The following is a 24,139-nucleotide window of genomic DNA, read 5'->3' as shown; positions in this document are numbered from 1 at the left end:
TGCGGGACGAGGTGGCCGCCGACCGGGCCGAGGCGCGCCGCCCGGTGCCCGAGGTGCGGTCGGTGCCGGGCGGGTCGCCGCATCCGGGTGCCGCCAAGGAGACGGACGACGGCGGGTACCGGTACGCGCTGCCCACGGTGCTGGTGCGCGGCCCCGGGGGGCGGCGCGCGGTGCCGGGATGGCGGCCGTTCGAGGCGTACGCCGCCGCCGTCGACGCCGTCCGCCCCGGGCTCCGTGCGGCCGGGCGGGCGCTCGCCCCCACCGAGGCGCTGGAGCGCTTCCGGAGCCTGACGGAACCCGAGCGGAGTCTGCTCGCGCCGGGACCGTGGCCGCCCGCCGGCGCGGTGCGGGTGGACACCGCGGGCGGGCCGCTGTGGCTGCACCCGGACGAGGCCACGACCCACCCCGCGAGCACCGGCCGCACCGCCACGCGGTTCCTGACCCGCGAGACGACCGACCACACCCCGGGCCCACCCCGGCGGATACCGCCCGCCCCGCCGGCGGGCGCACCGCGTCGTGCGGGTGGCTCCCGGCGGCACTCGCGCGGCGGCCGACCGGACGGCCTCTGATCAGCCGTCATGTCCGTCCCGCGCAATGAGACATCGATTGGTGTCCATTGACAGCGGCCGACTCCTCCCCGAGGATGGCCGCATGCTGACGACGCACCCCGGTGTGGTGTGCCGCTACGTGGATCTGCGGCGCACCTGTAGCGCTCTCTGTCGCTGACCGACCGCCGCCCACGGCCCCTGGCCGCGCCCGCGTTCCTCGTGCGCGCCGGCCTCCTGTCGCGCTCCGCGCCCACCGCGGCGCCGCTTTCCCGGTTCGCCGCTTCACCTCCCCGTCTCCCGGCCGCCTCCCGCGTACTCCCGTATCGGCATGCCCGCCGTGCGGCACCCGCGCGCCTCCGTTCCCCGCGGCCGCACCCATCAGGAAGACAGACATGCCCCGACGCCCCCGCTTCGCCAGAGGCCCGCGCGCCGCCGCGCTGGGCACCGTGCTCGCCACCCTGCTCGTCCCCGTCCTCGCCGCCTGCGGCGGGGCCGGCGCCGCGGCGGGCGGCGCCGCCACTCTGAAGTGGACCTCGACCTACTTCCCCACCCACTGGGACCCGGTGGTCGGCGGCAGCGGCGCCCAGTTCCGGGAACTCGCCCTGGTCTACGCGTCGTTGACCAAGGTCGACGAGAAGGGCGAGGCCGTGCCGGACCTCGCGAAGAGCTGGAAGTACAACGCCGAGGGCGACGAGATCACCTTCCGGCTGCGCTCCGGGCTGAAGTTCAGCGACGGCGAACCGGTGAACGCCGCCGCGGTGAAGGCGGCCGTCGAACGGGCCAAGAAGCAGAAGAACTCGGCGCTCTTCGGCGACCTGACATCCATCAAGTCCGTGACCGCGAAGGGCCTCGACGCCGTCTTCCACCTCACCCAGGTCGACTACCAGATCCCGCAGCTGCTCGGTGAGCGGGTCCTCCAGATCGCCAGCCCGAAGGCGGCGAAGTCGCCGGAGCGACTGGACCAGAACCCGGTCGGCGCGGGGCCGTTCGTCATCACCCAGCTCGTCCCGGGCACCAAGGCGGTGCTGACGAAGAACCCGGACTACTGGGACGCGGAGAACATCCACATCCAGAACGTGGAGCTGACCTCCGCGCCGGACTCCTCCACCGTGGTCTCCGGACTCCGCACCGGCGTCTACAACTTCGCCGACATCGACCCCAGCCAGGCCGAGAGCGCCAAGAAGGCCGGCCTCGACGTCTTCGTGCAGCCCGGCTTCAACGCCTCCAACATCAGCCTCAACGTCAACAAGGCGCCGTTCGACGACGACCGGGTGGTCGACGCCGTCCGGTACGCCGTCAACCGCCAGGAGTTCGTCGACAAACTGACTTTCGGTTACGGGGAGGCCACCGACCAGCCGTTCCCCAAGGGGTACGCGGCCTACGACCCGGAGTCGGAGAACGCCTACCCCTACGACCCGGCGAAGGCGAGGAAGCTGCTGGCCGCGGCCGGTCACCAGGCCGGTGACATCAAGCTCGACCTGGTGATCCCGGCCGAGGACCCGGGGGCCGAGATCGTCCAGTCCCAGCTCGCCAAGGTCGGCATCACCGTCGACATCAGGATCGACAAGAACTGGGCCACCCCGTTCTTCGCCAAGGACCTGACGTTCTCGCTCTACAGCACCACCGGCCGGGACTCCGCGGTGCAGACCCTCACCGCGCACTTCGGTCCGGACGGTCCGCTCAACCTCAGCTCGCCCTACGAACCGGCCGGCTTCGAGGCGGCGGTGGCCAAGGTGCGGCAGACCCCGCTGGACGACCCCCAGTACACCAAGACCCTCCAGGCCGCCACCCGGGCCGGCCTGAAGAGCGACGCGCTGGTGTTCACGTACTCCCAGCCCAACCTCATCGCCAAGAGCAAGTCGGTCTCCGACCTGCCGAAGAACCCCGCGCACCTCAACTGGACCGGCGTGACCATCGCGGGTGCCTCGTGACCCGGCACTCCCCGCGCCGGGCCCTGGCGGTGGCCGGCCGGTCGGTCGCGGTGTTCGTGCCGGTCTTCGTGGTCGCCACCTTCGTGACGTTCGCGCTGCGCTCGCTCAGCGGGCTCAGCCCGGCCCGCATCCAGCTCGGCGAGGAGGCCACCCCCGAGGCCGTCGCCCGGGTGGAGGCCCAGTGGGGACTGGACCGGCCGTTCCTGGTCCAGTACTGGGACTGGTTCACCGGCGTCCTGCACGGGCAGCTCGGCACCAGCTGGACCAACGGCGCCGACATCTCCACCCTCATCGGGCTCGGTCTGGGCGTCAGCCTCTCGGTGGCGTTCTTCGCGCTGCTCATCGGTGTGACGCTGGGCTTCGTGCTCGGCACCCTCGCGGCGCTGCGCCGCACCACCTGGGTGGACCGCGCGGTCACCGGCTTCGTCACCGTCATCTCGGTGATGCCCGCCTTCGTCGTCGGCATCGTGCTGGTCACCGTGCTCGCGGTCGGCCTCGGCCTGTTCCCCTCCGGCGGTTACGTCCCCGCCGCGCAGGGCGTCGGCCCCTGGCTCGCGCACATCACGCTCCCCGCGCTCGCGCTGAGCCTGGACGTGGTCGCGGACGTCGCCCGCCAGTTGCGCACCAGCCTGGTGTCGGCCTACGGCGAGAACTACGTGACCGGCGCGGTGGTGCGGGGCCTGAGTCCGCGCCGGGTGTTCTTCGGGCACGTCCTGCGCAACGGCCTGGGCCCGACCCTGGCCACGCTCGGCCTGAAGTTCCCCGCGCTGGTCGGCGCCTCCGTGGTCACCGAGTGGATCTTCGGTCTCCAGGGCTTCGGCCGGTTCGCCAACGACTCCGCGCAGGCCGGTGACGTACCGGCGGTGCAGGGCGTCCTGGTGGTGTCGGTCGCGCTGGTCGTCTCCTTCAACCTGATCGTCAACCTGGTGCTGGCCCGCGTCACGCCGGCCGCACAGCGAGGAGTGTGACCGTGCTGCGCCGTGTCCTCGGCCTCACCTCGGGCCGGATCGCCGTGACCGTGCTGGTCCTGATCGCCCTGCTCGCCGTCCTCGGCCCGCTGCTCGCCCCGCAGGACCCGCTCGCCGCCGGCGACAACGCGCTGGCCGGCGTCTCCGGGGCGCACTGGCTGGGCACCGACAACCTGGGCCGCGACGAACTGAGCCGGCTCCTGGACGGCTCCCGGGTCAGCGTCCTGGGCGCCCTGGAGGTCGCGGTGACCGCCCTGGTCGTCGGCGCGGTCCCCGGCATCCTGTCGGTCTACCTGGGCCGCGCCTTCGAATGGGTCACCCTGCGGCTGGCCGACACCCTGGTCGCGCTGCCGTTCCTGCTGTTCGCGGTCGCCGTGATCGCGCTGCTCGGCAACGGCCTCACCCAGGCGATGCTGGTCACCGGCGTGCTGGTGGCGCCGCTGTTCTACCGGGTGGCGCGGGCCGCGACGCTCTCGGTGGCCCGCTCGCCGTACGTGGAGGCCGCGATCATCTCGGGGGCCTCGGTCGGCTGGATCGTCCGGCGCCACGTCCGCTCCAAGGTGCTGGCGCCGATCGCGGTGGCGTTCGCGCAGACCGTCGGCACCGGGTTCGTGATCGTCTCCAGCCTGACCTTCCTCGGCATCGGCGTACAGCCACCGGACCCGACCTGGGGCGGGCTGCTCGCCTCCGACCTGGGCTATCTCGGGCAGAAACCGTGGGCGCCGGTGGCCCCCGCGCTGCTGATCATGGCGACCGTCTGGGCGGGCAATCTGCTCGCGGACGCGATCCGGGACGTGTCCGGCGAGTCCGGCCGGGCCCTGCTGCGGGCCCGCCAGGTGAAGCGGACCGAACCCACTCCCGCCGGAGGTACGCGATGACGACCCTGACCACCAAGGACCTCCCGGCCCGGGACACCCCGCCGGATGCCCCCGCTCCGCCCGTCCTCGCCCTGCGCGACGTGCGGGTCACCGACCGGGCCGGCGGCCGGGAGATCGTGCACGGCGTCGGCTTCGAGCTGACGCCCGGCAAGACCGTCGGCATCGTCGGCGAGTCGGGCAGCGGCAAGACCCTCACCTGCCGGGCCGCGCTCGGCATCCTGCCCGCCCACTTCGAGATCAGCGGCGGCACCATCGAGATCGAGGGCACCGACATCGCGACGCTGACGCCCGCGCGGTGGACGCGGCTGCGGGGCGCGGTCGTCAGCGCCGTCTTCCAGGACCCGGCGTCCTACCTCAACCCGTCGGTCAAGGTGGGCGCGCAGATCGCCGAGGTGGTCCGCGTCAAGCTCGGCCGCAAGCGGCGCGAAGCCCGCCGGCGCGCCGTCGAACTGCTGGCCGCCGTCCGGCTGCGCGACCCGGAACTCGTCTACGGCCAGTACCCGTTCGAACTGTCCGGCGGCATGCTCCAGCGGGTGCTGATCGCGGCGGCCGTCGCCGCCGGGCCCCGCGTCCTCGTCGCCGACGAGGCCACCACCGCGCTCGACGTCACCGTGCAGGCCGAGATCCTCGACCTGCTCGCCGAACTGCGCGAGCGAACGGGCCTCGCCCTGGTCGTGGTCTCCCACGACCTGGCGGTGGTCGCCCAGTTGTGCGACGAGGTGCTGGTCATGCGGCACGGCGAGGTCGTCGAGCAGGGGCCGACCCGGTCGGTGCTGGCGGACCCCCGGCACGAGTACACCCGGCTGCTCGTCGCCGAGCACGAGCAGTACGGACTGGAGAAGTTCCGCACCGCCCACCCCTTCGAGGAGACCCCATGACCCCGCGTCCCGTGCTGGAGGTCACCGGCCTCACCGTGCACTACGGCCCGCGCCGCCGGCGCAGGCAGGCCCTGGACGGCGTCGCACTGACCGTGGCCCCCGGTGAGACCGTCGGCGTCATCGGGGAGACCGGCTCCGGCAAGTCCACCCTCGCCCGGGCCGTCCTCGGCCTGGTGCCCGCGTCCGCCGGGTCGATCGTCATCGACGGCGAGGACGTCACCGGCCACGGCGACCGGCAGTGGCGCGCGCTGCGCCGCCGGGGCGTGGTCCAGTACGTCTTCCAGGACCCGCTGCGCAGCCTCGACCCGGACCTGACCATCGAGGAGTCGCTCACCGAGCCGCTGCTCGTACGGGGAGTGCCACGGGCCGACGCGGCCGGCCGGGCCCGGGCGTTCCTGGACCGGGTGCGGCTGACCGGCGACCTGCTGGACCGGCTGCCCGGGGAGCTCTCCGGCGGCCAGCGGCAGCGGGTCGCGGTGGCCCGGGCGCTGGTCACCGAGCCGCGGCTGGTCATCCTGGACGAACCGGTCAGCGCCCTGGACTCCGCCAACCGCGTCCAGATCCTCGACATTCTCAAGGAGCTGCGGGCCGGCGGGGTGGCCATGGTGTTCATCTCCCACGACCTGGGCTCGGTGGCCGGCACCGCCGACCGGATCGCCGTCCTGTACCGGGGCGAGCTGGTGGAGACCGCCGCCGCGCACGACGTCGTCAACCGTCCCCAGCACCCCTACACCCGCCTGCTGGTCGGCTCCGCCCCCACCCTGCGCGGCGCCTTCGCCGACCGGGCCGAACGCGACCGCCTGCGCGCCCTGCTGCCCGCCTGACCCCCTTCCGCAGACCCCTCGCACAGACAGGAACACCATGTCCCGCACGCTCCATCTCGCCCTGCACCCCTACGGCGTCGGCGGTCCCGGCCAGCACGGGCTGTGGAAGGACCCGCGCGTGGCGAAGAACGCCAGCATCGACATCGGCTACTACATCCGGCAGGCGCGGGCCGCCGAACACGCCCTGTTCGACGCGCTGTTCATCGTCGACAGCCAGTTCATCAACGCCACCTACCCGTCCCACTACCTCAACCGGCTGGAACCGCTCACCCTGCTGTCCGCGGTCGCCACCCACACCCGGCACCTCGGCCTGGTGGGCACGGCCAGCTCGACGTACAACTCGCCGTTCAACCTGGCCCGGCGGTTCGCCTCGCTGGACCACATCAGCGGCGGGCGGGCCGGGTGGAACGTGGTCACCAGCTTCGACACCGGCACGTCCCGCAACTACGGCCTGGACGAACACCTCGACTACCCGACCCGTTACGGCCGCGCCCTGGAGTTCGTGCAGGTCGCCCGGGGCCTGTGGGACTCCTACGAGGACGACGCCTTCCCGGCGGACGTCGAGCGGGGCGTCTTCCTCGACCCTGCCAGGCTGCACGAACTGAACCACACCGGCGAGCACTTCAAGGTGGCCGGTCCGCTGAACATCTCCCGCTCGCCGCAGGGCCAGCCGGTGATCTTCCAGGCCGGAGTGTCCGAGGAGGGCCGCGACCTCGCCGCCCGGGTCGCCGAGGGCATCTACGCACCGGGCGGTTCGCTGACGCAGGCGCGGGAGTACTACGCCGACATCAAGCGGCGCACGGCGTCCTACGGCCGCGACCCCGAGCACCTCAAGATCTTCATCCACGGCGGTCCGGTGGTGGCCGCCACCGACGAAGCGGCCCGGCGCCGGGAGCGGGAGATCTTCGAGGAGGACAACGACTTCGCCAGCAACCTGGCGCTGCTCGGCCGGTCCTTCGGTGCCTACGACTTCGGCGCGCACGACCTCGACGCGCCCTTCCCGGACGTGGCGCACCTGGCGGAGAAGGGCGGCCGCACCGGCGCCGCGAAGATCATCGAGCGGGCCCGGGAGCAGGGCCTGACGCTGCGCCAGGTGGCCGACTCGGTGAACGAGTTCCGGCGCTCGCCGTTCGTCGGGGCGCCCGAGACGGTGGCCGCCGCCATCGAGGAGTGGTTCGCGGCCGGCGCCTTCGACGGCATCAACCTCGCCTTCCGCACCGACGACGAACTGGAGCTGTTCGTCGACGGGGTGGTGCCGCTGCTCCAGAAGCGCGGACTGTTCCGCACCGAGTACACCGCCGACACGCTGCGCGGCCACCTCGGGCTGCCCGTCCCGGCCAACCGCCACACCGAGGCCCGCCGCCTCGCGAACAGGAGTGCCTGACATGACCGAGTACGCCGACCACCACGCCCCCGCGGGACTGCGCACCCGCGGCACCGTCCTCGTCGTGCCGGGCCGCGGTGAGACGCCCGCGACCTACGGCCGGCTCGGCCGGCGGCTCGCCGCCGACGCCTACCGGGTCCGGGTGACCGACGCCCCGGACCTGGACGCCACCGACCTGCCCGGCTCGCTGGCCCGGTTCGGTGCCCGGCTGGCCGCGGCGGTCGAGGGCGCCGCGGGGGACGAGGGGGTGGTCCGTCCGGTGGTGCTGGTGGGCGCCGACTCCGGGGCCGCGGCCCTCGCCGCGCTGCTCGGCCGGGCCGGGACGCCGGCCGTCGTGGCACCGGACGCCGTCGTGCTCGCCGGGCTGCCGGGCCGGGCGGGCGCGAAGACGGACAGCTGGGACGACGAACTCGACGTCCGCACCTCCTGCCCCACCCACCGGGCCGTGCTCACCGAGGACCGGGGGGTGCGGCGCGGCGCCCTCGACGCCACGCTGCCCGCGGCACTGCTGACCGCGGTCCACGACGCCGCTCTCCCCGTGCCCGCCCTGCTGCTGGCCGGGGACGCCGACCCGCTCGCCGACCACGAGAGCCTGGTCCGGACCGCCGCCGCGCTGCCCCGGGCCCGGCTCTCACTGGTCCGCGGCGCCCGGCACGACGTACTCAACGACCTCCAGCACCGCTCGGTGGCCGCCGAGATCGTCACGTTCCTGGAGACCCTGCGCAATGAACTGCGGCCCCTGATCACGGTGGCGTCCAGCGCCTGGTGAGCGCCGCCACCGACCGTTCCCCGTCCCCGCCTCCGGAAGGTCCCTCATGGCTTACGTCCTCTCCGTCTCCGGCAGCCCCTCCCCCACCTCCCGCACCGCACGGCTGCTGCGCCACCTCGACGACCGGCTCCGGGTGCAGGGCCACGAGGTGGTGCCGCTGGACGTGCGCACCCTGCCCGCCGACGCGCTGCTCGGCGCCGACTTCGGCCATCCCGCGATCGTCGAGGCGACGGCCCTGTTCGAACGGGCCGACGGAGTGGTGATCGGCACCCCCGTGTACAAGGCGGCCTACTCCGGACTGCTGAAGTCGCTGCTCGACCTGCTCCCGCAGTACGCGCTGGCCGGCAAGACGGTGCTGCCGCTGGCCACCGGCGGCAGCACCGCCCATGTGCTGGCCATCGACTACGCGCTGCGCCCGGTGCTGAGTTCGATGGGCGCCACGCACATCGTGCCGGGCTGGTTCACCCTCGACCGGAGCATCCTGGTCGGCGAGGACGGGGCCCTGACGGTGGCGCCGGACGCGGCCGGGGCCCTCGCGGAGGTCACGGACCGGTTCTCCGCGGTGCTCGGCGGCCGGACCAGCGCGCCGGTCCCGGCGGCCTGACGCCGTCCCGATCCGGGGACAGGTCTGCGCCGAACGGGGGAGGCGGGGCGGTCCGTGGGAATCCGATGCCGTGAGCGGTCAAGCAATGACTAGGACACGTACGGAGTCGGAGATCGGTATGCCCCTGAGGAAAGCCCTGGCCTGCGCGCTCGGCGCCGCGGTCTGCACCGGCCTGCTGGGAACCGGCTGTGCCCCGGAGCCGCGGGGCTCCGCCGCCCGGGGCACGCCCGTGCCCGGCGCCCCGCCGGAGCGCACGGCGCACCGCCCGCTGCCCGGTGTCGGGCCCGCCCTGCGCGACCGGGTGCCGTCCGCCGCCCGGCAGGCCGTGGTGGTGCGGGGCGGGGCGGAGGACGACAACCGGGCCCAGGTGGTCCTGTACGAGCGGGGCGCCGACCACGGCTGGCGGGCGGTCGCCGGTCCCTGGCCGGCGCACAACGGGCTGCGCGGCTGGACCAGCGAGCACGAGGCGGGCGACCTGCGCACCCCCATCGGCGTGTTCTCGCTCAGCGACGCCGGCGGCCGGCTGCCCGCCCCGTGGGCCCGGCTGCCCTACGACGAGGACCCGGAGTTCCACGCCGAGGGCACCGGTCACCTCGGTGAGCCGCTGGAGGGCTCGTTCGACTACGTGGTCGCCATCGACTACAACCGGGTGCCCGGCACCACCCCGCTGGACGAGACCCGTCCGATGGGTGAGGACAAGGGCGGCGGGGTGTGGATCCACGTCGACCACGGCGGGCCGACCAACGCCTGTGTGTCGCTGCGCGCGGAGCACATGCGGGTGCTGCTGAAGGCGCTGGACCCGGCCCGCAAACCGGTCGTCGTCATGGGACCCGAGGCGGCGCTGAAGGAGTGACCGGGGCCGGCCCGGGCACCGGCTGCCAGCTGATCCGGGTACCGCACAGCGCCACCACGGCCGCCGACCCGGCGACGGCCCCCATGCCCCACGCCAGCGAACTGGCGTCCGCGACGAAGCCGATGAGCGGCGGTCCGGCCAGCAGGCCGGTGGTGCCCATCGCGGCGACCAGGGTCAGCGCGTCCGAGCCCTGCCGGGCCGCCGCCGCGTAGACGCAGGGCGTGACGGCGGCGATGCCGAGGCCGACGCAGGCGAAGCCGAGCAGCGCGGGCAGCACACCGCCGGCGAGCAGGGCGCAGGTCAGGGCGGTGGCGGCCAGCGCGCTGCCGAACAGGACGACCCGCCGGTCGCCGAAGCGGTCGCGCCAGCCGTCGGCGAAGAGCCGGGCGACCACCATCGCGCCGGACACCACGGCGATGCCGAGCGGCGCGAGCCCGGCCGACGCGTCGACGACGTCCTTGAGGTAGAGGGCGGACCAGTCGTTCATCGCGCCCTCGGCGATCGTGCCGAACACCATCGCGCAGCACATCCAGCAGGTGAGCGCGGTGGGGACCGTCCAACGGCGGCGCGGCTTGCCGGCCACCGGCGCGGGCGGTGCGTCGTCCGTGAGGAGTCCGGTACGGGCGGTGGCACCGAGGGCCAGGAGCAGGGCGACGGCGACCGCGAAGTGGGCCGTGACCGACCCGGTCAGCGCGGTCATGCCGGAGGCGACCAGGGCGGCGAGCAGCGATCCGGCGCTGAAGGTGGCGTGCAGCCGGGCCATGGTGGTGCGCTCGAAGCGGGCCTCCAGGGCCGCTCCCTGCGCGTTCATGGCGACGTTGAGACAGCCCACCAGCAGCCCGTCCACGCACATGACCAGCAGGGCCACGTGGTAGTTCGGCGCCGCCGCGAGGGCCAGCAGGAGCAGGGCCAGGCCGAGCTGGGAGAGCAGGGCGAGGCGCCGGGAACCGAGCCGTCGCATCAGCCAGGCGACCAGCGGGAAGGAGACGGCGGCGCCGACGCCGGCGGCCATCAGGAGCACGCCGACCTCGGCGGTGCTCAGCGCGAGGTCCGTCTTGACGGCCGGGATGCGCGCCGCCCAGGTGGCGTACTGGAAGCCGAGGGAGCAGAACAGCGCGGCGGCCGCCAACTGGCCGCGGTGGAAGGGGTCGTGGAGTCGGGACACGTATCAGCTCACTTCGCGCGGGGCCGGCACCGGCCGGGACATGTAGACGGCGTCGGCGCCGTAGCCGCCCGTGGGGACGACGTCCGGGTGCGGTGCGAAGCCGCGGGCCGACCAGAACCGGTCGCTGCCGCCCACGGCGACCAGCGAGATCCGCTCGTCGCCGCGGGCGCGGGCGGCGCCGGTGAGCCGGCGCAGCAGGTGCCGCGCCAGTCCCCGGCGGCGCAGGGCCGGCGCGACGACGATGTCGTGCAGATGGAGGTTGCCGGGCGGTACGGCGACGGGCTCGGTCCGGCCGAGGTCGGGGACGGTCAGCGCCGGGTACGGCAGGGCCAGCAGGTATCCGGCCGCGCGGCCGCCGACGTCCGCGACGAAGCAGGTGCCGGGCGAGACGGCCGCCCGGGACTGGAGCGCGGCCCGCCCCTCGCAGAGGCCGAGCGGGGCGTAGGCGTCGCGCTCCAGTGCCACCACGGCGTCCCAGTCGGCGGCGGTGATACGGCGGACCCGTACGGGTTCAGTCATCGGCGCCGCCGGTGACGGTGTAGGGCAGCGGGGCGAAGCCGTTGAATCCGCGGGTGGTGTAACTGAGCGCGTAGGCGCCCGAGGACAGCACCCACACCGGGTCGCCGGAGGCCAGCGTGCGGGGCACCTGGACCAGACCGTCCTCGTGGGAGTAGGCGTCGTCGCTGTCGCAGGTGGGTCCGGCGACGACGGCCGGGACGGTGGGGCCGGGCCGGTGGCCGGGGAAGACCAGCCGGTACTGGAGGGCGTCCATCTCGTAGAGGCCGTTGAACTTGCCGCAGCTCAGGTACAGCCAGTGCCGGTCCGTGCCGTCCGGGCCCCGGCGCCGGGCGAGCCGGGCGACGTGCGCGCGCACCGCGCCGTGGTCGGCGACCAGGTACCGGCCGGGTTCGACGACGAAGTCCAGGGGGCCGCCGTGGGCCCGGCGCAGGGTGTCCATGCCCTCCCGGAGCACCGCGAAGATCTTGTCAAGTGGCGGGTCCAGGGGGTCGCCGTGCCGGTCGAGGTAGCCCCGTGCGGGCAGGCCGCCGCCGAGGTTGACGTGGTCCGGGGCGATGCCCCGGGCGCGCAGGGCGCGCAGTACCTCGGCGAGGTCCTCCACCGCGGTCCGCCACGCCTCGGCCGTCATCTGCTGGGAGCCGACGTGCACGGAGAGCCCGGCCGGCACCAGTCCCGCCTGCCGGGCCCGGACCAGGACCCGGACCGCGTCGGCGGGCGCGCAGCCGAACTTGTGGCTGAGGCCCCACACCGCGCCCGCTCCGCCGGTCGCCACCCGGCAGAAGACCCGGGCGCCGGGCGCGTGGGCGGCGAGCGCGGCCACGTCCTCCAGGCTGTCGGTGGCGAAGGTGCGCACGCCCAGGCGGTGCGCGGCGGCGATGTTCCGGTCGGACTTGACGGTGTTGCCGTAGTGGACGCGGCCGGCCGGCACACCGGCCCGCAGCGCCTGCTCGATCTCGGCGGGGCTCGCCGCGTCGGCGCCGGCGCCCGCCCGGGCCAGCGCGGTGACGACCTCGTCCGCCGGGCACGCCTTCAGCGCGAACCGGACCTGGACGCCGGGCAGTTCGCGGCGCAGTGTGGCGTGGGCGCGGACGATGCCCGCCAGGTCCAGTACCAGGCGGTCCGGGCCGGCGGCGGCGAGCGCGGCGGCGAGCGGTGCGCTGAGCACCCCCGGGGCCGTCCGCGGTGGCGTGTTCACCCGGGCTGCCCGGGCGGCGCGGTGAGCGGGGTGGTCCGGGCGGCGGCCATCAGCGGCTGCCACGCCTCGGTGAGCAGCGCGAAGTCCGCCATGTCGTCGCGGGCCTCGTCCAGCAGGCGGTCCCGGCGGGCGGCCAGCAGGTCGGCGACGCCGGCCCAGCGGCCGCCGAGGCGCCGGTAGGCCGTGTCGACGGCGTCGAGCCGCCGGAGGTTCTCCGTCCGGTCAAGGCCGGTGCTCTCCCGGGCCAGCGCGGCGATCGCCTCGGAGCGGACCCGGCCGGTGTGGTCCAGCAGGGTGTCGCCGGCTTCGGCCATCCGGTCGTAGACGTGGTGGAAGTAGAGCATCGACAACAGGAACTTGACGAAGCGCGTCTGGTAGGCGCGGAAGCCGTCGTCGGTGCGGCGTTCGGCGGTGTAGTAGTTGACGATGTGCCGGTTGTGCAGGACGCCGGGCAGCCGGGCGTCGTGCACCAGGTGGATCAGGAAGTAGTCGCTGCCGATGGTGTCCCGGGCCGGTGGCAGCGGTACCCGTTCGTGCACGCCGTGGAAGGCGATGTTGCACATGTCGACGCGCATCGGGTCGACCAGCGTCAGCGTCGCGTGGTCGGCGGTGAAGGCAGCGGTGCCGGCGCCCCGGAAGGACTCGTCGGCCAGTTCGCGTCTGGCGGCGGGCGTCCAGTGGCCGGGCGCCCACAGGCCGACCACCTCGCGGTAGACCTCGGGGTCGGCGGCGCGCATCTCGGCGATGTCGACGGAGAGTTCGCCCACGAAGGAGCCGCCCACCATCGCCACCGGCCGGTCCGCGTACGCCGCCGGCAGGTCGGTGGCGGTGACCTCGGCGTGTGCCGGGAGGCGGCCGAGGGCGGCCAGTTCGTGGTGGACGGGGAAGACGGTGCGGCCGGCCAGCCGCTGGTAGCGGCTGTCGGAGTCGCGGCGGTGCACGGACTCGCAGCCCAGCGCGGCGGCGATCAGGAAGGCCCGGTCGGTGCAGGCGCCGTAGGAGAGGCCGTCGGGCAGCAGGAGGTCGAGGAGCAGGTCCGGCTTGGTGCTGCCGGAGCGGGTGACGATCCGGGTGAGGAAGGCGCGCTGGGCGGCCTCGTCGAGGTGGTGGACGGTGACGCGGGGGTGCGCGGGCAAATTCCTGAGCACGGCGGTGTGTTCGGCGCGCACGGCGGCGGCGCAGGAGTCGAGGATCAGTACCTGGACGTCGACGTCGGCGTGTTCGGCGGCGTGGGCGGCCTCCGCGCCGAGGGCCGTGATGGTCTCGGGGCAGGCCCGGTTGGTGGGCAGGGTCAGACAGATGCGGCGCATGCGGCGTCCCCGGTGGCCTCGTCGGTGTCGCTCCCGTCGCGCCAGGACTTCAGGCCGAGCAGGCGGGCGCCCAGGTCGTCGAGTTCGGCGGTGGGGTACCGCTGTGCCTCGGGCCGGTCGATGTCGCCGAGCAGGGTGGCGTTCCAGTCGGGGGTGGCCAGGGTGCGCCAGGACTCGACCCGGGAGCGGCGCAGTGCCTCGTGCTCCTCCAGCGCGGGCATCATCGACAGGTACTGCACGGCGCGCACGCCGCGGCCGGAGGTGTTGGGCGCGACGCCGTGGGCGAGCAGGCCGTTCCAGATCAGCAGGTCGCCGGCCTTCAGGTCGGGCCGGACCACGGGCAGTTCGGCACGGTCGACGGCGGGCCGGATGGGGTCGCGGCCGGCCGGCTGGCGGGCCTTCCAGTCCTCGAAGCGGCGGAAGAGTTCGGGGCAGCACTGGAAGCCGCCGTGGTCCGGCTCGGTGTCGTTGAGGGCGATGATGCCCTGCACCCGCTGGGGCAGCACACCGAGGGTGGTGTCGACGTCCCAGTGCAGTTCGATGTCGAAGCCGCGGTCCCGCGCCTCGATCAGGGCGCGGTCGCGGTTCTTGACGTTGGGCGGGTTGAGGTTGAGGCGGTCCAGGGTGACCCAGAGCTCCTCGCAGTCCCATACGTCGGCGAAGGCGTCGTAGACCCGCCGGGTCTGGCGGCTGTCCCAGATGAGCTGGTGGTGGTACGCCTCGACGAAGCCGTAGATGTGCAGTTCGCGGTCGAGGTCGGAGCGGTAGCGGCGCTCCTCGTACCAGGTCTCCGGGCGGTCCGGGTGCAGGCCCTGGAAGTCCCAGGCGAAGTCCAGCAGCCGCTTGGCGGACTCGGCGGGGACGGCCTGCTCGACGACCGTGTAGCCGTAGGTCTGCCAGTGTGCGAACTGCTCCTCGGTCAGCACCCGCAGCGGGCGGGTCTTCACCAGGTCGCGCAGTTGGGTGCGGGCGAGATAGGTGTCGGCGTCCGCGCTGAAGTAGGGGACGTCCGAGGCGGCTCGGTACAGGTAGGGGTCGGATGTGGCCATGTGGTGCTCCAAGTCGTCGCCGTCGCACCTGCCGTGGACGGCGGTCTGTGCGCGAGGCGTGCCGCTGTGCGCACGCGGGAGGGGGGCTGCGGGGTTCCGCTCGGGGCCGGGTGGCGGAGCGGGGGCGGCGGACACCGGACCGCGGTGCCTCGCGCCGAACGTGGCCTCACAATGGACTAGACCAAGTGGCGGTGTCAACACCCCTGCCGAACAGCCCCGTTGACTGAAATTCAAGATCCTCGGCCCCGGCTCCACCCTTGACACACCTGGTTAGCCTGGGCGCATCGTGGGCTTGGTCTGTACCAGCAAAACACCCGAAAGGCGCGGCCGATGACCTCCAGCAGCAACCCCGGCGGCGCGTTGCGCCGGCTCGCGCTCAACGTCCTCCAGCCGGGCTTCGTGGGCACCGAGGCACCCGGCTGGGTGCTGCGCGCCGTCGCCGACGGACTCTCCTCCGTCGTGCTCTTCGCCCGGAACATCGACTCCCCGGACCAGGTGGCCCGGCTGACCGAGCGGCTGCGCGCCGAGAACCCCGCACTGATCGTCGCCATCGACGAGGAGGCCGGGGACGTCACCCGGATCGAGTCCGCCGCCGGCTCCAGCCGGCCCGGCAACTTCGCCCTCGGCACCGTCGACGACCCGGAGCTGACCGAGGCCGTCGCGGCCGACCTGGGGCGGCAGCTGCGGGCCGCCGGGGTGAGCCTGGACTACGCGCCCAGCGCGGACGTCAACTCCAACCCCGACAACCCGGTGATCGGCGTGCGGTCCTTCGGGACCGGCACCGACGTGGTGTCCCGGCACACCGCCGCCTGGGTGCGCGGGCTCCAGTCGGCGGGGGTGGCGGCCTGCGCCAAGCACTTCCCCGGGCACGGGGACGTCGCCGTCGACTCGCACCACGACCTGCCCGCCTACCTGGCCGGCCGCGAGGAGATCGAGGCGCGGGCGCTGCCCCCGTTCCGGGCCGCCGTCGACGCGGGTGCGCGGGCGGTGATGAGCGGCCACCTGCTGGTACCCGCCTACGACCCCGGCCGCCCGGCCACCCTCAGCCGACGCATCCTGCACGACCTGCTCCGCGGCGAGCTGGGCTTCGACGGCCTGGTCGTCTCCGACGCCATCGAGATGGCCGCGGTGACCCGGGCGTACGGCATCGGCGGGGCGGCGGTACGGGCCGTGGCGGCCGGGGTGGACGCACTGTGCGTCGGTGGCGAGAGCGCCGAGGAGTCCACCACCGAGCTGCTGGCCGGCGCGCTGGCCGGCGCGGTGACCGACGGGGCACTCGCCGAGGAACGGCTGGCCGACGCGGCGCGCCGGGTGGCGGAGTTCGCCGACTGGTCGGTGAAGCTGCGGGAGTCGGCCGGCGACGCGCCGGGGGGCGGCGCGGGCATCGGGCAGCTCGCCGCCCGCCGGGCCGTCCGGGTCACCGGAGCGGTCCGGGACGCGCTGCCCCTGCCGTCCGCGCCGCATGTGGTGGAGCTGGCGCCGGCCACCAACCTGGCCATCGGCAAGGAGACGCCCTGGGGGATCGCCGCCGCGCTGCGGGAGCGGCTGCCGGACACCACCTCGGTACGGGTGCACGGGCATCAGCTCCAGGCCCGTACCGTCGCGTTGGAGGAGTGCGCGCTGCGCCCGGCGGTCGGGCGCCCGCTGGTGGTCGTGGTCCGCGACGCCGCCCGGCACGGCTGGATGAGCCGCGCCGTCACCGACCTGACGACGGCCCGCCCGGACGCCGTACTGGTGGAGATGGGGCTGCCGCACCCCCTCACCGAAGGCGCGGTGCAGGTCTTCACGCACGGCGCGAGCACCGCCTCCGGGGTGGCCGCGGCGGAGGTCCTGACCGGCGGCTGACCCGCGCCCGCGCCGGCGCCGGGGTCAGCCGACGCTCGACCGGCCCTGCCGCCAGTAGCCGTGGAAGGCGATGTCCGACTTGGGCATCGCCCACTCCCGCACCAGGTGCCGGCGTACCCCGGTGGCCAGCCGGGACTCGCCCGCCACCCACGCGTATCCCCGGCCCGGCCGCGGCTCGGCGCGCCGCACCGCGTCGAGGGCCGCCGCGCCGGGCCCGGCACCGTCGCGGGCCAGCCAGTGCACCGTGACGCCCTCGGGAACACGCAGGCCGGTGCGGAAGTCGGCCCGCTCGGGCACCTCCAGGAACACGTCCGCGGTCAGCGAGCCGGGCGCGTCGTCCAGGATGGCCAGGATCGCGGGCAGCGCGCTCTCGTCGCCGACGAGCAACTGCCACCCGGCGTCCTCGGGCGGCAGATGGGTGATGCCCATGTCGAAGACGCCGGCCGGATCACCGGGCCGGGCGCCGCGCGCCCACGCGGCGGCCGGACCGTCGGCGTGCAGCGCGAACTCGATGTCCAGCTCACCGAGTTCCGGCCGGACCCGGCGGACCGTGTAGTTGCGCACCCAGGGCCTGCTCGCCTTGGGCATCAGCAGCAGCTCGGCCATCCACGCCTCGCTGTCGCGGCTCGGCATCCGCAGCCGCCGCTGGCCCGCGCGGGGGAAGAACAGCCGTACCGTCTGGTCGCGTCCCATCGGTTCCAGATGGGCCAGTTCCCGGCCGCCGAGGGTGACGGAGAGGAAGGCCGGGCTCAGCCGCTCGGTGGCCCGCACCTCCAGGGTGATCATGCGCCGGGTCCGGGGCATGCGCACTTTGGGCAGCAGACTCATGGGTGTCTCGCTTCCATGTTCATGGGATCGGGTGCTCGGACCCGGCTGGTCCGGTACGGCTCACAGGTCCACCACGAGCCGCGCCGAACGCGCGCGGGAGACGCACGGGTACATCCGGCCGGCCGGGGCGCCGATGTCGTCGCGGTGGTCGGGTTCGCCGTCCAGGACGGTGAGTTCACAGCTGCCGCAGACGCCCTCCCGGCAGCCCGCGGCCACCGTCCGGCCGCTGTGCGCGAGGGCGTCGAGCATGGACGTGCCCGCCGGCACCTCGACCGTCCCGCCCGACCGGGCGCACTCCACCGCGAAGCCGGTGTCCGGACCGAACTCGCGGCGCAGCGGCCGGAACCGCTCGGCGTGCAGCCGCCCGGCGGGGAACGCCTGCTCGGCGGCGGCCAGCAGCGGCGCGGGGCCGCAGCAGTAGACCAGGGTGTCCGCGGCCAGGTCCGCGGCCAGCGCGCGCGGGTCGGGGCGGCCCTGTTCCCGGGTGGCCACGAGGCGCACCCGGTCCCCGTACCGGGCCCGCAGGCCGGCCGCGAACGGCATCGCGGCCACCGTCGGACCCACGTACACCAGCCGGGCGGGCAGTCCGGCCGCCGTCACCGCCCGCAGCATCGGCAGCACGGGGGTGATGCCGATACCGCCGGCCAGGAACAGGTAGCCCGGCGCCGGCCGCAGCGGGAAGTGGTTGCGCGGCACCGACACCGTCAGGGCGCGCCCGGCGCGCAGGAAGCGGTGGATGTACTCCGATCCGCCCCGGCTGAGGGGGTCGTGGCGGACGGCGATCCGGTAGGTGTCCCGGTCGGCCGGGTCCCCGCACAGCGAGTACTGCCGGGTCAGCCAGTTGGGCAGGGACACGTCGATGTGGGCGCCCGGCTCCCAGGGGTCGAGCGGTCCCTCGGTGCCCTTGAGGGTGAGGGAGACGACGTCCTCGGTGACGGGTTCGAGGCGGTCGACCAGGACGGTCTGCTGGGTCTGTGCTGCCATGGGGTTTCGGTGTCCTTAAGGGGCCTGGGCGCCTGGTCGGCCTGGTCAGTAGAGCTCGCGGTAGCTGTCCTCGAGACGGCTGTCGATGAACCCCGGGTCGACGTCGAGGCCGAACTGCCCGACGGCGACCTCGCCGGCCGACGGCATCTCGTCGGCCAGGGCCTGGGCGGCGGGGTCCCACAGCCGGGACCGGATGAGCGCGCGGCCGCAGTGGAAGTACGCCTCCTCCACCTCGACCAGGATCGCCAGCACCGGCTGCCGGGCCTCCGTCTCCATCCGGGCCAGGACGTCGGGCTCGTCGGTGGGCCGGGCCCGGCCGTTGACCCGCAGCGTCTCCCGCATGCCGGGGATGAGGAAGAGCAGCCCGATGCCGTCGTTCTCGGCGAGGTTGCCGAAGGAGTCGGCGATCCGGTTGCCGGGGCGGTCGGGGATGGCGAGGGTGCGGTCGTCGAGGACCTTGACGAAGCCGGGGTAGTCGCCCCGGGGCGAGCAGTCGGCGCGGCCCCGGGCGTCGGCCGTGGCCATCGTGAGGAACGGCGAGTGGGCGATGAACCGGCGGAAGAAGTCGTCCAGCCGGTCGGTCTTCTTCGCCGCGGTCATCGCGTCGGGCGCACCGAGCCGGGCCCGGACCTCGTCCGGGCCCACACTCCGGTACGGCGTGGCGACATGCGTCATGAAGGGTCCTTCCGCGGGGGCGGTCCGGCGGCCGTCCTTGACGGCTCCGCCGCAGGTCATGACAGTATTGTGAGCAATTGTTCAGGTCGTCCGCCACTCGCTTTCGCGGCGCTGCCCAGGAGGTTGCATGACATCCGGCCGACGTGGTCTCGCCCCACGTAAACAGCCCCGTCAGGTGCGCGCCGAGCTGACCCGGCAGCGCATCCTGGACGCGGCTGCTCACATTTTCGAGGAGTACGGCTACGCGGCGGGCACCACCAACCGGATCGCCGAACGGGCCCGGGTCTCGATCGGTTCGCTCTACCAGTACTACCCGAACAAGGACGCGATCCTGGTGGAGCTGGTGACCCGGCACCTGGAAGCCGGTGAGGCCAGTGTCGCCCGGTATCTGGCCGAGGGGCTGCCCGAGTCGCTGGCGGACATTTTGCGGGTGTTCGTCCGGGCGGCGGTCGAGAACCACGTCGAGGATCCGCAACTGCTGCGGGTGATGGCCGAGGAGGCGCCGCGGGCCCCCGAACTGCTCGCGAAGGTGAACGCGTACGAGGAGGAGCGCATCCGGTACGGCCGGGAGCTGCTGGAGAGCCACCCCGAGGTGCGGGTGACCGACACCGAGGCCGCCGCCCGGCTCCTGGTGACCACGGTGGAGCTGGTGGTCCACAAGATCTGCTCGGCGCGGGTGCCGCTGGAGACCGGCCGGCTGGAGGACGAACTGGTGGCCATGCTCCACCGCTATCTCACCGGCGGGGCGGCTCCGGCGGGCGGCGCAGGAAGCGGATGACCGGGTGGCCGTGGCCGTCGGTGACCTCGGCGCGCACGCCGTAGACCCGTTCGATGAGGGACGGGGTCAGGACGTCGGCCGGGACGCCCTCCGCGACGGCCCGGCCCTCGCTCAGCACCAGGACGCGGTCGCAGTACATCGCCGCGAGGTTGAGGTCGTGCAGCGCGACGACCGTGGTGACGGGCAGGCTCACCACCAGTTCCAGCAGGTCCAGCTGGTGCTGGATGTCGAGGTGGTTGGTGGGTTCGTCCAGCAGCAGTTCGCGCGGTTCCTGGGCGAGCGCGCGGGCGATCTGGGCGCGCTGGCGCTCGCCGCCGGACAGGGTGTGCCAGGACTGGCCGGCCCGGCCGGTGAGGCCGGTGCGGTCGAGGGCGGCGGCGACGGCCCGGGCGTCCGCGGCCGAGCCGGCCGCCCAGGGGCGGCGGTGCGGGATGCGGCCGAGGGCGACGACGTCCCGGACGGTCAGTTCGGTCTGGGTGTCGGTGTGCTGTTCGACGGCGGCGAGGCGGCGGGCCGCGGTCCGGCGGCCGACTTCGGCCAGCGGCCGGCCGTCGAGGGTGACCACGCCGGCGGCGGGGCGCAGCACGCCCGCCAGCAGCCTGAGCAGGGTGGACTTTCCCGACCCGTTGGGGCCGAGCAGACCGACCGTCTCGCCGGGGCGCGGGGCGAGGCTGACACCGTCCACGACGAGCCGCCCGCCGGCCCGCCGGCCCACGCGGTCGGCCCGCAGCCCTCCGGCGGCGGGGGCCGCGGGGCGGGCGGTCCGCGAGGCGGCGGTCTCCGAGTCGTTCACGACCGCCTCCGGCCCCGGTGCAGAATCACCACGAACGCGGGTACGCCGATGAGGGACGTCACCACTCCCACCGGGATCTCCTGCGGGTCGAGGACGGTACGGGCCAGGGTGTCCACCCAGACCAGGAAGACCGCGCCGGTCAGCACGGTGACCGGCAGCAGCCGGGCGTGGGCGGCGCCGGTGAGCGCGCGGGTGGCGTGCGGCAGGACCAGCCCGACGAAGCCGATCGCCCCGGCGCAGCTGACCAGGGCGGCGGTGAGCAGGGCGGTGGCGCACAGCAGCACGAGCCGGGTGCGGGCCACCCGCACGCCGAGGCTCGCGGCGGCCTCCTCGCCGAAGGTGAACGCGTCCAGGGTGGCCGAGTGGACCAGACAGACCAGCAGTACGGCGGCCAGCACCCCGGCGCACAGCAGTACTTCGGTCCAGCCGGCCCCGGTGAGCGAGCCCAGCAGCCAGAACATCACGCCCCGGGTGGTCTCGGCGTCCGCCGACGTCAGTACCGTGAACGAGGTCAGCGCGGAGAACAGCTGCATGGCGGCCACCCCGGACAGCACGACCCGGTCGACGCTGCCGCCGAGGCTGTGGCTGAGCAGCAGCACCAGCGCGAAGGAGACCAGGGCGCCGACGAACGCCCCGGCGGACAGCGACACCGCTCCCCCGCCCACGCCGAGCACGATCACCGCGACCGCGCCGGTCGAGGCGCCGGAGGAGACACCGAGGACGAACGGGTCGGCCAGCGGGTTGCGCAGCAGGGACTGCATGACCGCGCCGCACAGCGCGAGGCCCGCGCCGCACACCGCGGCCAGCAGGGTGCGCGGCATCCGCAGGTCCCACACGATGCCGTCGCGCAGCGGGGCCAGCGCGCCCTGGCCGAGCCCCAGATGGGCGGCGACCGAGGCCCAGACGTCGGCCGTGGAGATGTCGGCCGGTCCGATGGTCACGGCGACGGCGACCGACACCACCAGCGCGGCCAGTCCGGCCGCGGTGAGCAACGGGGTCCGCAGCCCCGTCACTTGACGAGTCCGAGGTCCCGCAGTCCGGCGGCCACCTGCTCGATGCCCTCGACGGTGCGGATGGACGGGTTCATCGCCTGTCCGCTGAGCAGCACGTACCGCTTCTTCTTGACGGCGGTGAGGTTGCGGGTGGCCGGGTTGGTCTCCAGGAACTCGATCTTGGCCGCGGCGGACTCCGCGGTCTGCGACTTGCGGGTCAGGTCACCGAGGACGATGACGTCGGGATCGCGGTCGGCGACGGTCTCCCAGTTGATCTGGGGCCACTCGTCGTGGGTGTCGGAGAAGACGTTCCGCGCGCCCAGGGCCCGGGTGATGGCGCCCGGCGCGCCGCAGCACCCGGCGAGGTAGGGCGACTGGGAGTTGGCGAACCAGTACATGAGGGAGACACCGGACGCGTCGAGGCCGTCGGTGGCCGTGCGCACCCGCTCCTTCAGTTCCGCGACGAGCCGCTCGCCGCGCTGCTGGACGCCGAAGGCGCGGGCCAGGTCGCGTATCTCGCCGTAGACCGTGTCCAGGGTGAGCGGGGTGGAGCGGGAGCCGTCGCCGCCGCTGTCGTTGTCCTTGCCGGCGCCGCAGTCGGACGGGGAGACGTAGGTGGGCACGCCCAGCTTCTCGAACTGCTCGCGGGTGGCGACCCCGCCGGTGCCGAGCGTGGAGACGAAGGAGGCGGTGACGAAGTCGGGTCCGGCGTCCAGGACCTTCTCGAAGGAGGGGTTGTTGTCGGCCAGGCGCGGCACCTTCGCGTTGGCCTTCGCCAGGCCCTTCAGCACCGGGTCGGTCCAGGTGGCGGTGCCGGCCAGGCGGTCGGCGAGCCCGAGCGAGAGGAGGATCTCGGTGCTGCCCTGGTTGAGGGAGACGGCGTGCCGCGGTGCGGACTTCAGGGTGACGGTGTGGCCGCAGTTCTGGAGGGTCACCGGGTAGCCGGCGGCGGCGGAGGCGCCTGCCGACGTCCCTTCCGTCCCGGCGGTGCCGCACGCGGTGAGCAGCGTGAGGGAGGTCAGCAGGAGCAGGGCACTGCGGGGGGTGGAACGGAGCACGGGCATGCCTCGGGTGTCGGGGCTCTGGACGCGGAGCCTGGCCTGTGGTCGACCTCCGCGCGGGGGCGCGGAGGTGCCAGCAGGTCTTCGGACTCGGGTTCGTCCGGACGGGGCGCCTTCCCAGGACGCCCGCCCGCGGGTGCGCGGTCGGTGTCCCAGTGGCATCAGTGCCCCGCCCGTCCCCCTCACCGCTGCGCGTCAGTTCCGGATTCGCACCGGATTCCCTGACCACCGGGGTGGTGGCGTGACTGGCCCCGGCAGACTACCAAGCACCCTGACCGGGGCGGTGCGGCGGGGCGACGGCGGCCAGCCGCTGCCGTATCCGCTCCGCGCCGACCGGGGTGCGCAGCGGCGCGGCGGTCGCGCAGCCGGGCAGTGATGCCTTGACCAGGGCGCTCAGCAGCGCCCGGGGGCCGCTGTCGATGTAGGTGGTGAAACCGGCCCGGCACAGGGCGCGCAGGGCGCGGTGCAGGGCCATGGGTTCGGTGAGGTGGGCGGCGGCCGCGGTGCGCAGCTGGGCGGGGGTGGCGGCCCAGTGCCCCGCCGTGGTGTGCACCGCGAGGGCGGGCCGGGCGATCGGCTGGGTCCGCAGCAGCCCGCGGAAGGACCGGTGCACCTCCCCGAGCAGCGGATGGTGGAAGGCGGTGCGGCTGGCCAGCCGGGTCACCCGGTGCCCGCCGTCCAGCAGCGCCCGCTCCAGGTGCGCGAGCTGGGCGTCGGGGCCGGCCAGGACCACCTGGGCGGGCGCGTTGCGGGCGGCGATCCGGACCTGCGCCGTGCCGCAGGTGCGGATCAGACGGGCCGCCCGGCCGGCGTCGGCGTCGGTGGCCACCATGCCGGCCGCCGGCAGTCCGGCGGTCCGCAGCAGCCGGTCCCGGACGCGCAGCAGTTGGACGCCCTGGCGGACCGTGACGGCCCCCGCGACGGTGAGGGCCGCCAGGTCTCCGACGCTGTGCCCGAGGACCGCGTCGACCCGGGGGCCGGCCAGGTCCAGCAGGACGGTGGCGGCGGCCACCACCGCGGCGTACGTGGCCAGGTCGAAGCCGAGGGGGTCGGCGCGCAGGAGTTCCTCGGGGCCGGGGGCGTCCTCCTCGGTGAGGAGCCGGCCGACGGGGAGGGCGCCGGGGCGGCGGTCCGGCGCGTGGGCGTCCACGGCCGCCAGCACCTCGGCGACCGCGGGCACCTCGCGCAGGTGGCGCAGGGCGCCGGGGAGGTAGGCGCCCTGGCCGGGACACATCAGTACGGTGCGCGGCCGGTCCGCCGGCGCCGGGGAGGTAGGCGCCCTGGCCGGGACACATCAGTACGGTGCGC

Annotated in this window: 23 protein-coding genes, 1 pseudogene and 1 riboswitch; of the genes and pseudogenes, 12 read left to right on the top strand and 12 right to left on the bottom strand. The window is 74.3% G+C overall.

What is annotated here, in order from left to right:
* From AB0G32_RS38325 to AB0G32_RS38280, 10 genes and pseudogenes are all read left to right on the top strand, one after another.
* A pseudogene (locus AB0G32_RS38325) lies at positions 1-569 on the top strand (hypothetical protein); the annotation flags it as partial.
* Positions 570-940: 371 nt separating this feature from the next.
* On the top strand, positions 941-2,479 hold the full coding sequence (locus AB0G32_RS38320) for an ABC transporter substrate-binding protein (RefSeq protein WP_361174920.1): 1,539 nt from the start codon (positions 941-943) through the stop codon (positions 2,477-2,479).
* The gene (locus AB0G32_RS38315) at positions 2,476-3,447 is read left to right on the top strand and encodes an ABC transporter permease (protein ID WP_361174917.1); all 972 of its coding nucleotides are present in this window, start codon (positions 2,476-2,478) and stop codon (positions 3,445-3,447) included. Before AB0G32_RS38320 ends, AB0G32_RS38315 begins: the two co-directional genes overlap by 4 nt.
* 2 nt (positions 3,448-3,449) lie before the next feature.
* Positions 3,450-4,325 carry an ABC transporter permease gene (locus AB0G32_RS38310; protein ID WP_361174914.1) on the top strand — a complete coding sequence of 292 codons (876 nt, stop codon included), beginning with the start codon at positions 3,450-3,452 and terminating at the stop codon, positions 4,323-4,325.
* Entirely contained in the window at positions 4,322-5,203 is an 882-nt protein-coding gene (locus AB0G32_RS38305; RefSeq protein ID WP_361174911.1) for an ABC transporter ATP-binding protein, read from the top strand. Before AB0G32_RS38310 ends, AB0G32_RS38305 begins: the two co-directional genes overlap by 4 nt.
* The gene (locus AB0G32_RS38300; RefSeq protein WP_361174908.1) at positions 5,200-6,027 is read left to right on the top strand and encodes an ABC transporter ATP-binding protein; all 828 of its coding nucleotides are present in this window, start codon (positions 5,200-5,202) and stop codon (positions 6,025-6,027) included. The genes AB0G32_RS38305 and AB0G32_RS38300 overlap by 4 nt, the downstream gene beginning before the upstream one ends.
* A 37-nt stretch (positions 6,028-6,064) precedes the next feature.
* Positions 6,065-7,411: an NtaA/DmoA family FMN-dependent monooxygenase gene (locus AB0G32_RS38295; protein WP_361174905.1), complete on the top strand. Its 1,347-nt coding sequence runs from the start codon at positions 6,065-6,067 to the stop codon at positions 7,409-7,411.
* Between the two features lies 1 nt (position 7,412).
* Positions 7,413-8,180 (top strand): alpha/beta hydrolase, encoded by a 768-nt coding sequence (locus tag AB0G32_RS38290; protein ID WP_361174902.1) that lies wholly within the window; start codon positions 7,413-7,415, stop codon positions 8,178-8,180.
* Between the two features lie 46 nt (positions 8,181-8,226).
* Positions 8,227-8,784 (top strand): NADPH-dependent FMN reductase, encoded by a 558-nt coding sequence (gene ssuE, locus AB0G32_RS38285; protein ID WP_361174899.1) that lies wholly within the window; start codon positions 8,227-8,229, stop codon positions 8,782-8,784.
* A gap of 118 nt (positions 8,785-8,902) precedes the next feature.
* On the top strand, positions 8,903-9,637 hold the full coding sequence (locus AB0G32_RS38280) for a L,D-transpeptidase family protein (RefSeq protein ID WP_361174896.1): 735 nt from the start codon (positions 8,903-8,905) through the stop codon (positions 9,635-9,637).
* Here AB0G32_RS38280 and AB0G32_RS38275 read toward each other — a convergent pair.
* Genes AB0G32_RS38275 through AB0G32_RS38255 form a run of 5 tightly spaced genes read right to left on the bottom strand, consistent with a single transcriptional unit; the run spans position 9,606 to position 14,875 of the window.
* Positions 9,606-10,802: an MFS transporter gene (locus AB0G32_RS38275; protein WP_361174893.1), complete on the bottom strand. Its 1,197-nt coding sequence runs from the start codon at positions 10,800-10,802 to the stop codon at positions 9,606-9,608. The genes AB0G32_RS38280 and AB0G32_RS38275 overlap by 32 nt on opposite strands.
* Positions 10,803-10,805: 3 nt before the next feature.
* Positions 10,806-11,321: a GNAT family N-acetyltransferase gene (locus tag AB0G32_RS38270; protein ID WP_361174890.1), complete on the bottom strand. Its 516-nt coding sequence runs from the start codon at positions 11,319-11,321 to the stop codon at positions 10,806-10,808.
* A complete protein-coding gene (locus tag AB0G32_RS38265; protein WP_361174887.1) occupies positions 11,314-12,486 on the bottom strand; it encodes a type III PLP-dependent enzyme in 1,173 nt (390 codons plus the stop codon). Before AB0G32_RS38265 ends, AB0G32_RS38270 begins: the two co-directional genes overlap by 8 nt.
* 26 nt (positions 12,487-12,512) lie before the next feature.
* The gene (locus AB0G32_RS38260) at positions 12,513-13,826 is read right to left on the bottom strand and encodes a DUF6271 family protein (RefSeq protein WP_361174884.1); all 1,314 of its coding nucleotides are present in this window, start codon (positions 13,824-13,826) and stop codon (positions 12,513-12,515) included.
* A complete protein-coding gene (locus AB0G32_RS38255; protein WP_361174881.1) occupies positions 13,808-14,875 on the bottom strand; it encodes a phytanoyl-CoA dioxygenase family protein in 1,068 nt (355 codons plus the stop codon). Before AB0G32_RS38255 ends, AB0G32_RS38260 begins: the two co-directional genes overlap by 19 nt.
* A gap of 330 nt (positions 14,876-15,205) precedes the next feature.
* Here AB0G32_RS38255 and AB0G32_RS38250 point away from each other — a divergent pair, with 330 nt between their 5' ends.
* Positions 15,206-16,720 carry a glycoside hydrolase family 3 N-terminal domain-containing protein gene (locus tag AB0G32_RS38250; protein WP_361174878.1) on the top strand — a complete coding sequence of 505 codons (1,515 nt, stop codon included), beginning with the start codon at positions 15,206-15,208 and terminating at the stop codon, positions 16,718-16,720.
* A gap of 24 nt (positions 16,721-16,744) precedes the next feature.
* Here the strand turns inward: AB0G32_RS38250 and AB0G32_RS38245 are convergent, their stop codons facing one another.
* The 3 genes from AB0G32_RS38245 to AB0G32_RS38235 are packed head-to-tail and all read right to left on the bottom strand — an operon-like array spanning position 16,745 to position 19,207.
* Positions 16,745-17,548 (bottom strand): siderophore-interacting protein, encoded by an 804-nt coding sequence (locus tag AB0G32_RS38245; protein WP_361174875.1) that lies wholly within the window; start codon positions 17,546-17,548, stop codon positions 16,745-16,747.
* Between the two features lie 60 nt (positions 17,549-17,608).
* Positions 17,609-18,532, bottom strand: coding sequence for a PDR/VanB family oxidoreductase (locus tag AB0G32_RS38240; RefSeq protein ID WP_361174872.1), 924 nt, complete (start codon positions 18,530-18,532; stop codon positions 17,609-17,611).
* A gap of 45 nt (positions 18,533-18,577) precedes the next feature.
* On the bottom strand, positions 18,578-19,207 hold the full coding sequence (locus AB0G32_RS38235) for an MSMEG_1061 family FMN-dependent PPOX-type flavoprotein (RefSeq protein ID WP_361174869.1): 630 nt from the start codon (positions 19,205-19,207) through the stop codon (positions 18,578-18,580).
* Positions 19,208-19,334: 127 nt separating this feature from the next.
* On the opposite strand from AB0G32_RS38235, the gene AB0G32_RS38230 reads away from it, so the two are divergent.
* Positions 19,335-19,985, top strand: coding sequence for a TetR/AcrR family transcriptional regulator (locus AB0G32_RS38230; protein WP_361174866.1), 651 nt, complete (start codon positions 19,335-19,337; stop codon positions 19,983-19,985).
* On the opposite strand, the gene AB0G32_RS38225 is transcribed toward AB0G32_RS38230, so the two are convergent.
* The 4 genes from AB0G32_RS38225 to AB0G32_RS38210 all read right to left on the bottom strand — a co-directional run bounded on the left by AB0G32_RS38225 (position 19,942) and on the right by AB0G32_RS38210 (position 24,065).
* The gene (locus AB0G32_RS38225; RefSeq protein ID WP_361174863.1) at positions 19,942-20,778 is read right to left on the bottom strand and encodes an ABC transporter ATP-binding protein; all 837 of its coding nucleotides are present in this window, start codon (positions 20,776-20,778) and stop codon (positions 19,942-19,944) included. The two genes, AB0G32_RS38230 and AB0G32_RS38225, sit on opposite strands and share 44 nt — an antisense overlap.
* Positions 20,775-21,791 carry an iron chelate uptake ABC transporter family permease subunit gene (locus AB0G32_RS38220; protein WP_361174860.1) on the bottom strand — a complete coding sequence of 339 codons (1,017 nt, stop codon included), beginning with the start codon at positions 21,789-21,791 and terminating at the stop codon, positions 20,775-20,777. Before AB0G32_RS38220 ends, AB0G32_RS38225 begins: the two co-directional genes overlap by 4 nt.
* Positions 21,788-22,834 carry an ABC transporter substrate-binding protein gene (locus AB0G32_RS38215; RefSeq protein ID WP_361174856.1) on the bottom strand — a complete coding sequence of 349 codons (1,047 nt, stop codon included), beginning with the start codon at positions 22,832-22,834 and terminating at the stop codon, positions 21,788-21,790. The genes AB0G32_RS38220 and AB0G32_RS38215 overlap by 4 nt, the downstream gene beginning before the upstream one ends.
* Before the next feature lie 54 nt (positions 22,835-22,888).
* A riboswitch (cobalamin riboswitch) is annotated at positions 22,889-23,096 on the bottom strand.
* On the bottom strand, positions 23,091-24,065 hold the full coding sequence (locus AB0G32_RS38210; protein ID WP_361174853.1) for an acyltransferase domain-containing protein: 975 nt from the start codon (positions 24,063-24,065) through the stop codon (positions 23,091-23,093). (Overlaps the previous riboswitch by 6 nt.)
* Positions 24,066-24,139: the final 74 nt, after the last annotated feature.

The sequence above is a fragment of the Streptomyces sp. NPDC023723 genome, assembly GCF_040639815.1.
GTDB lineage: Bacteria > Actinomycetota > Actinomycetes > Streptomycetales > Streptomycetaceae > Streptomyces.
This window is presented reverse-complemented; position numbering and strand designations above follow the sequence as displayed.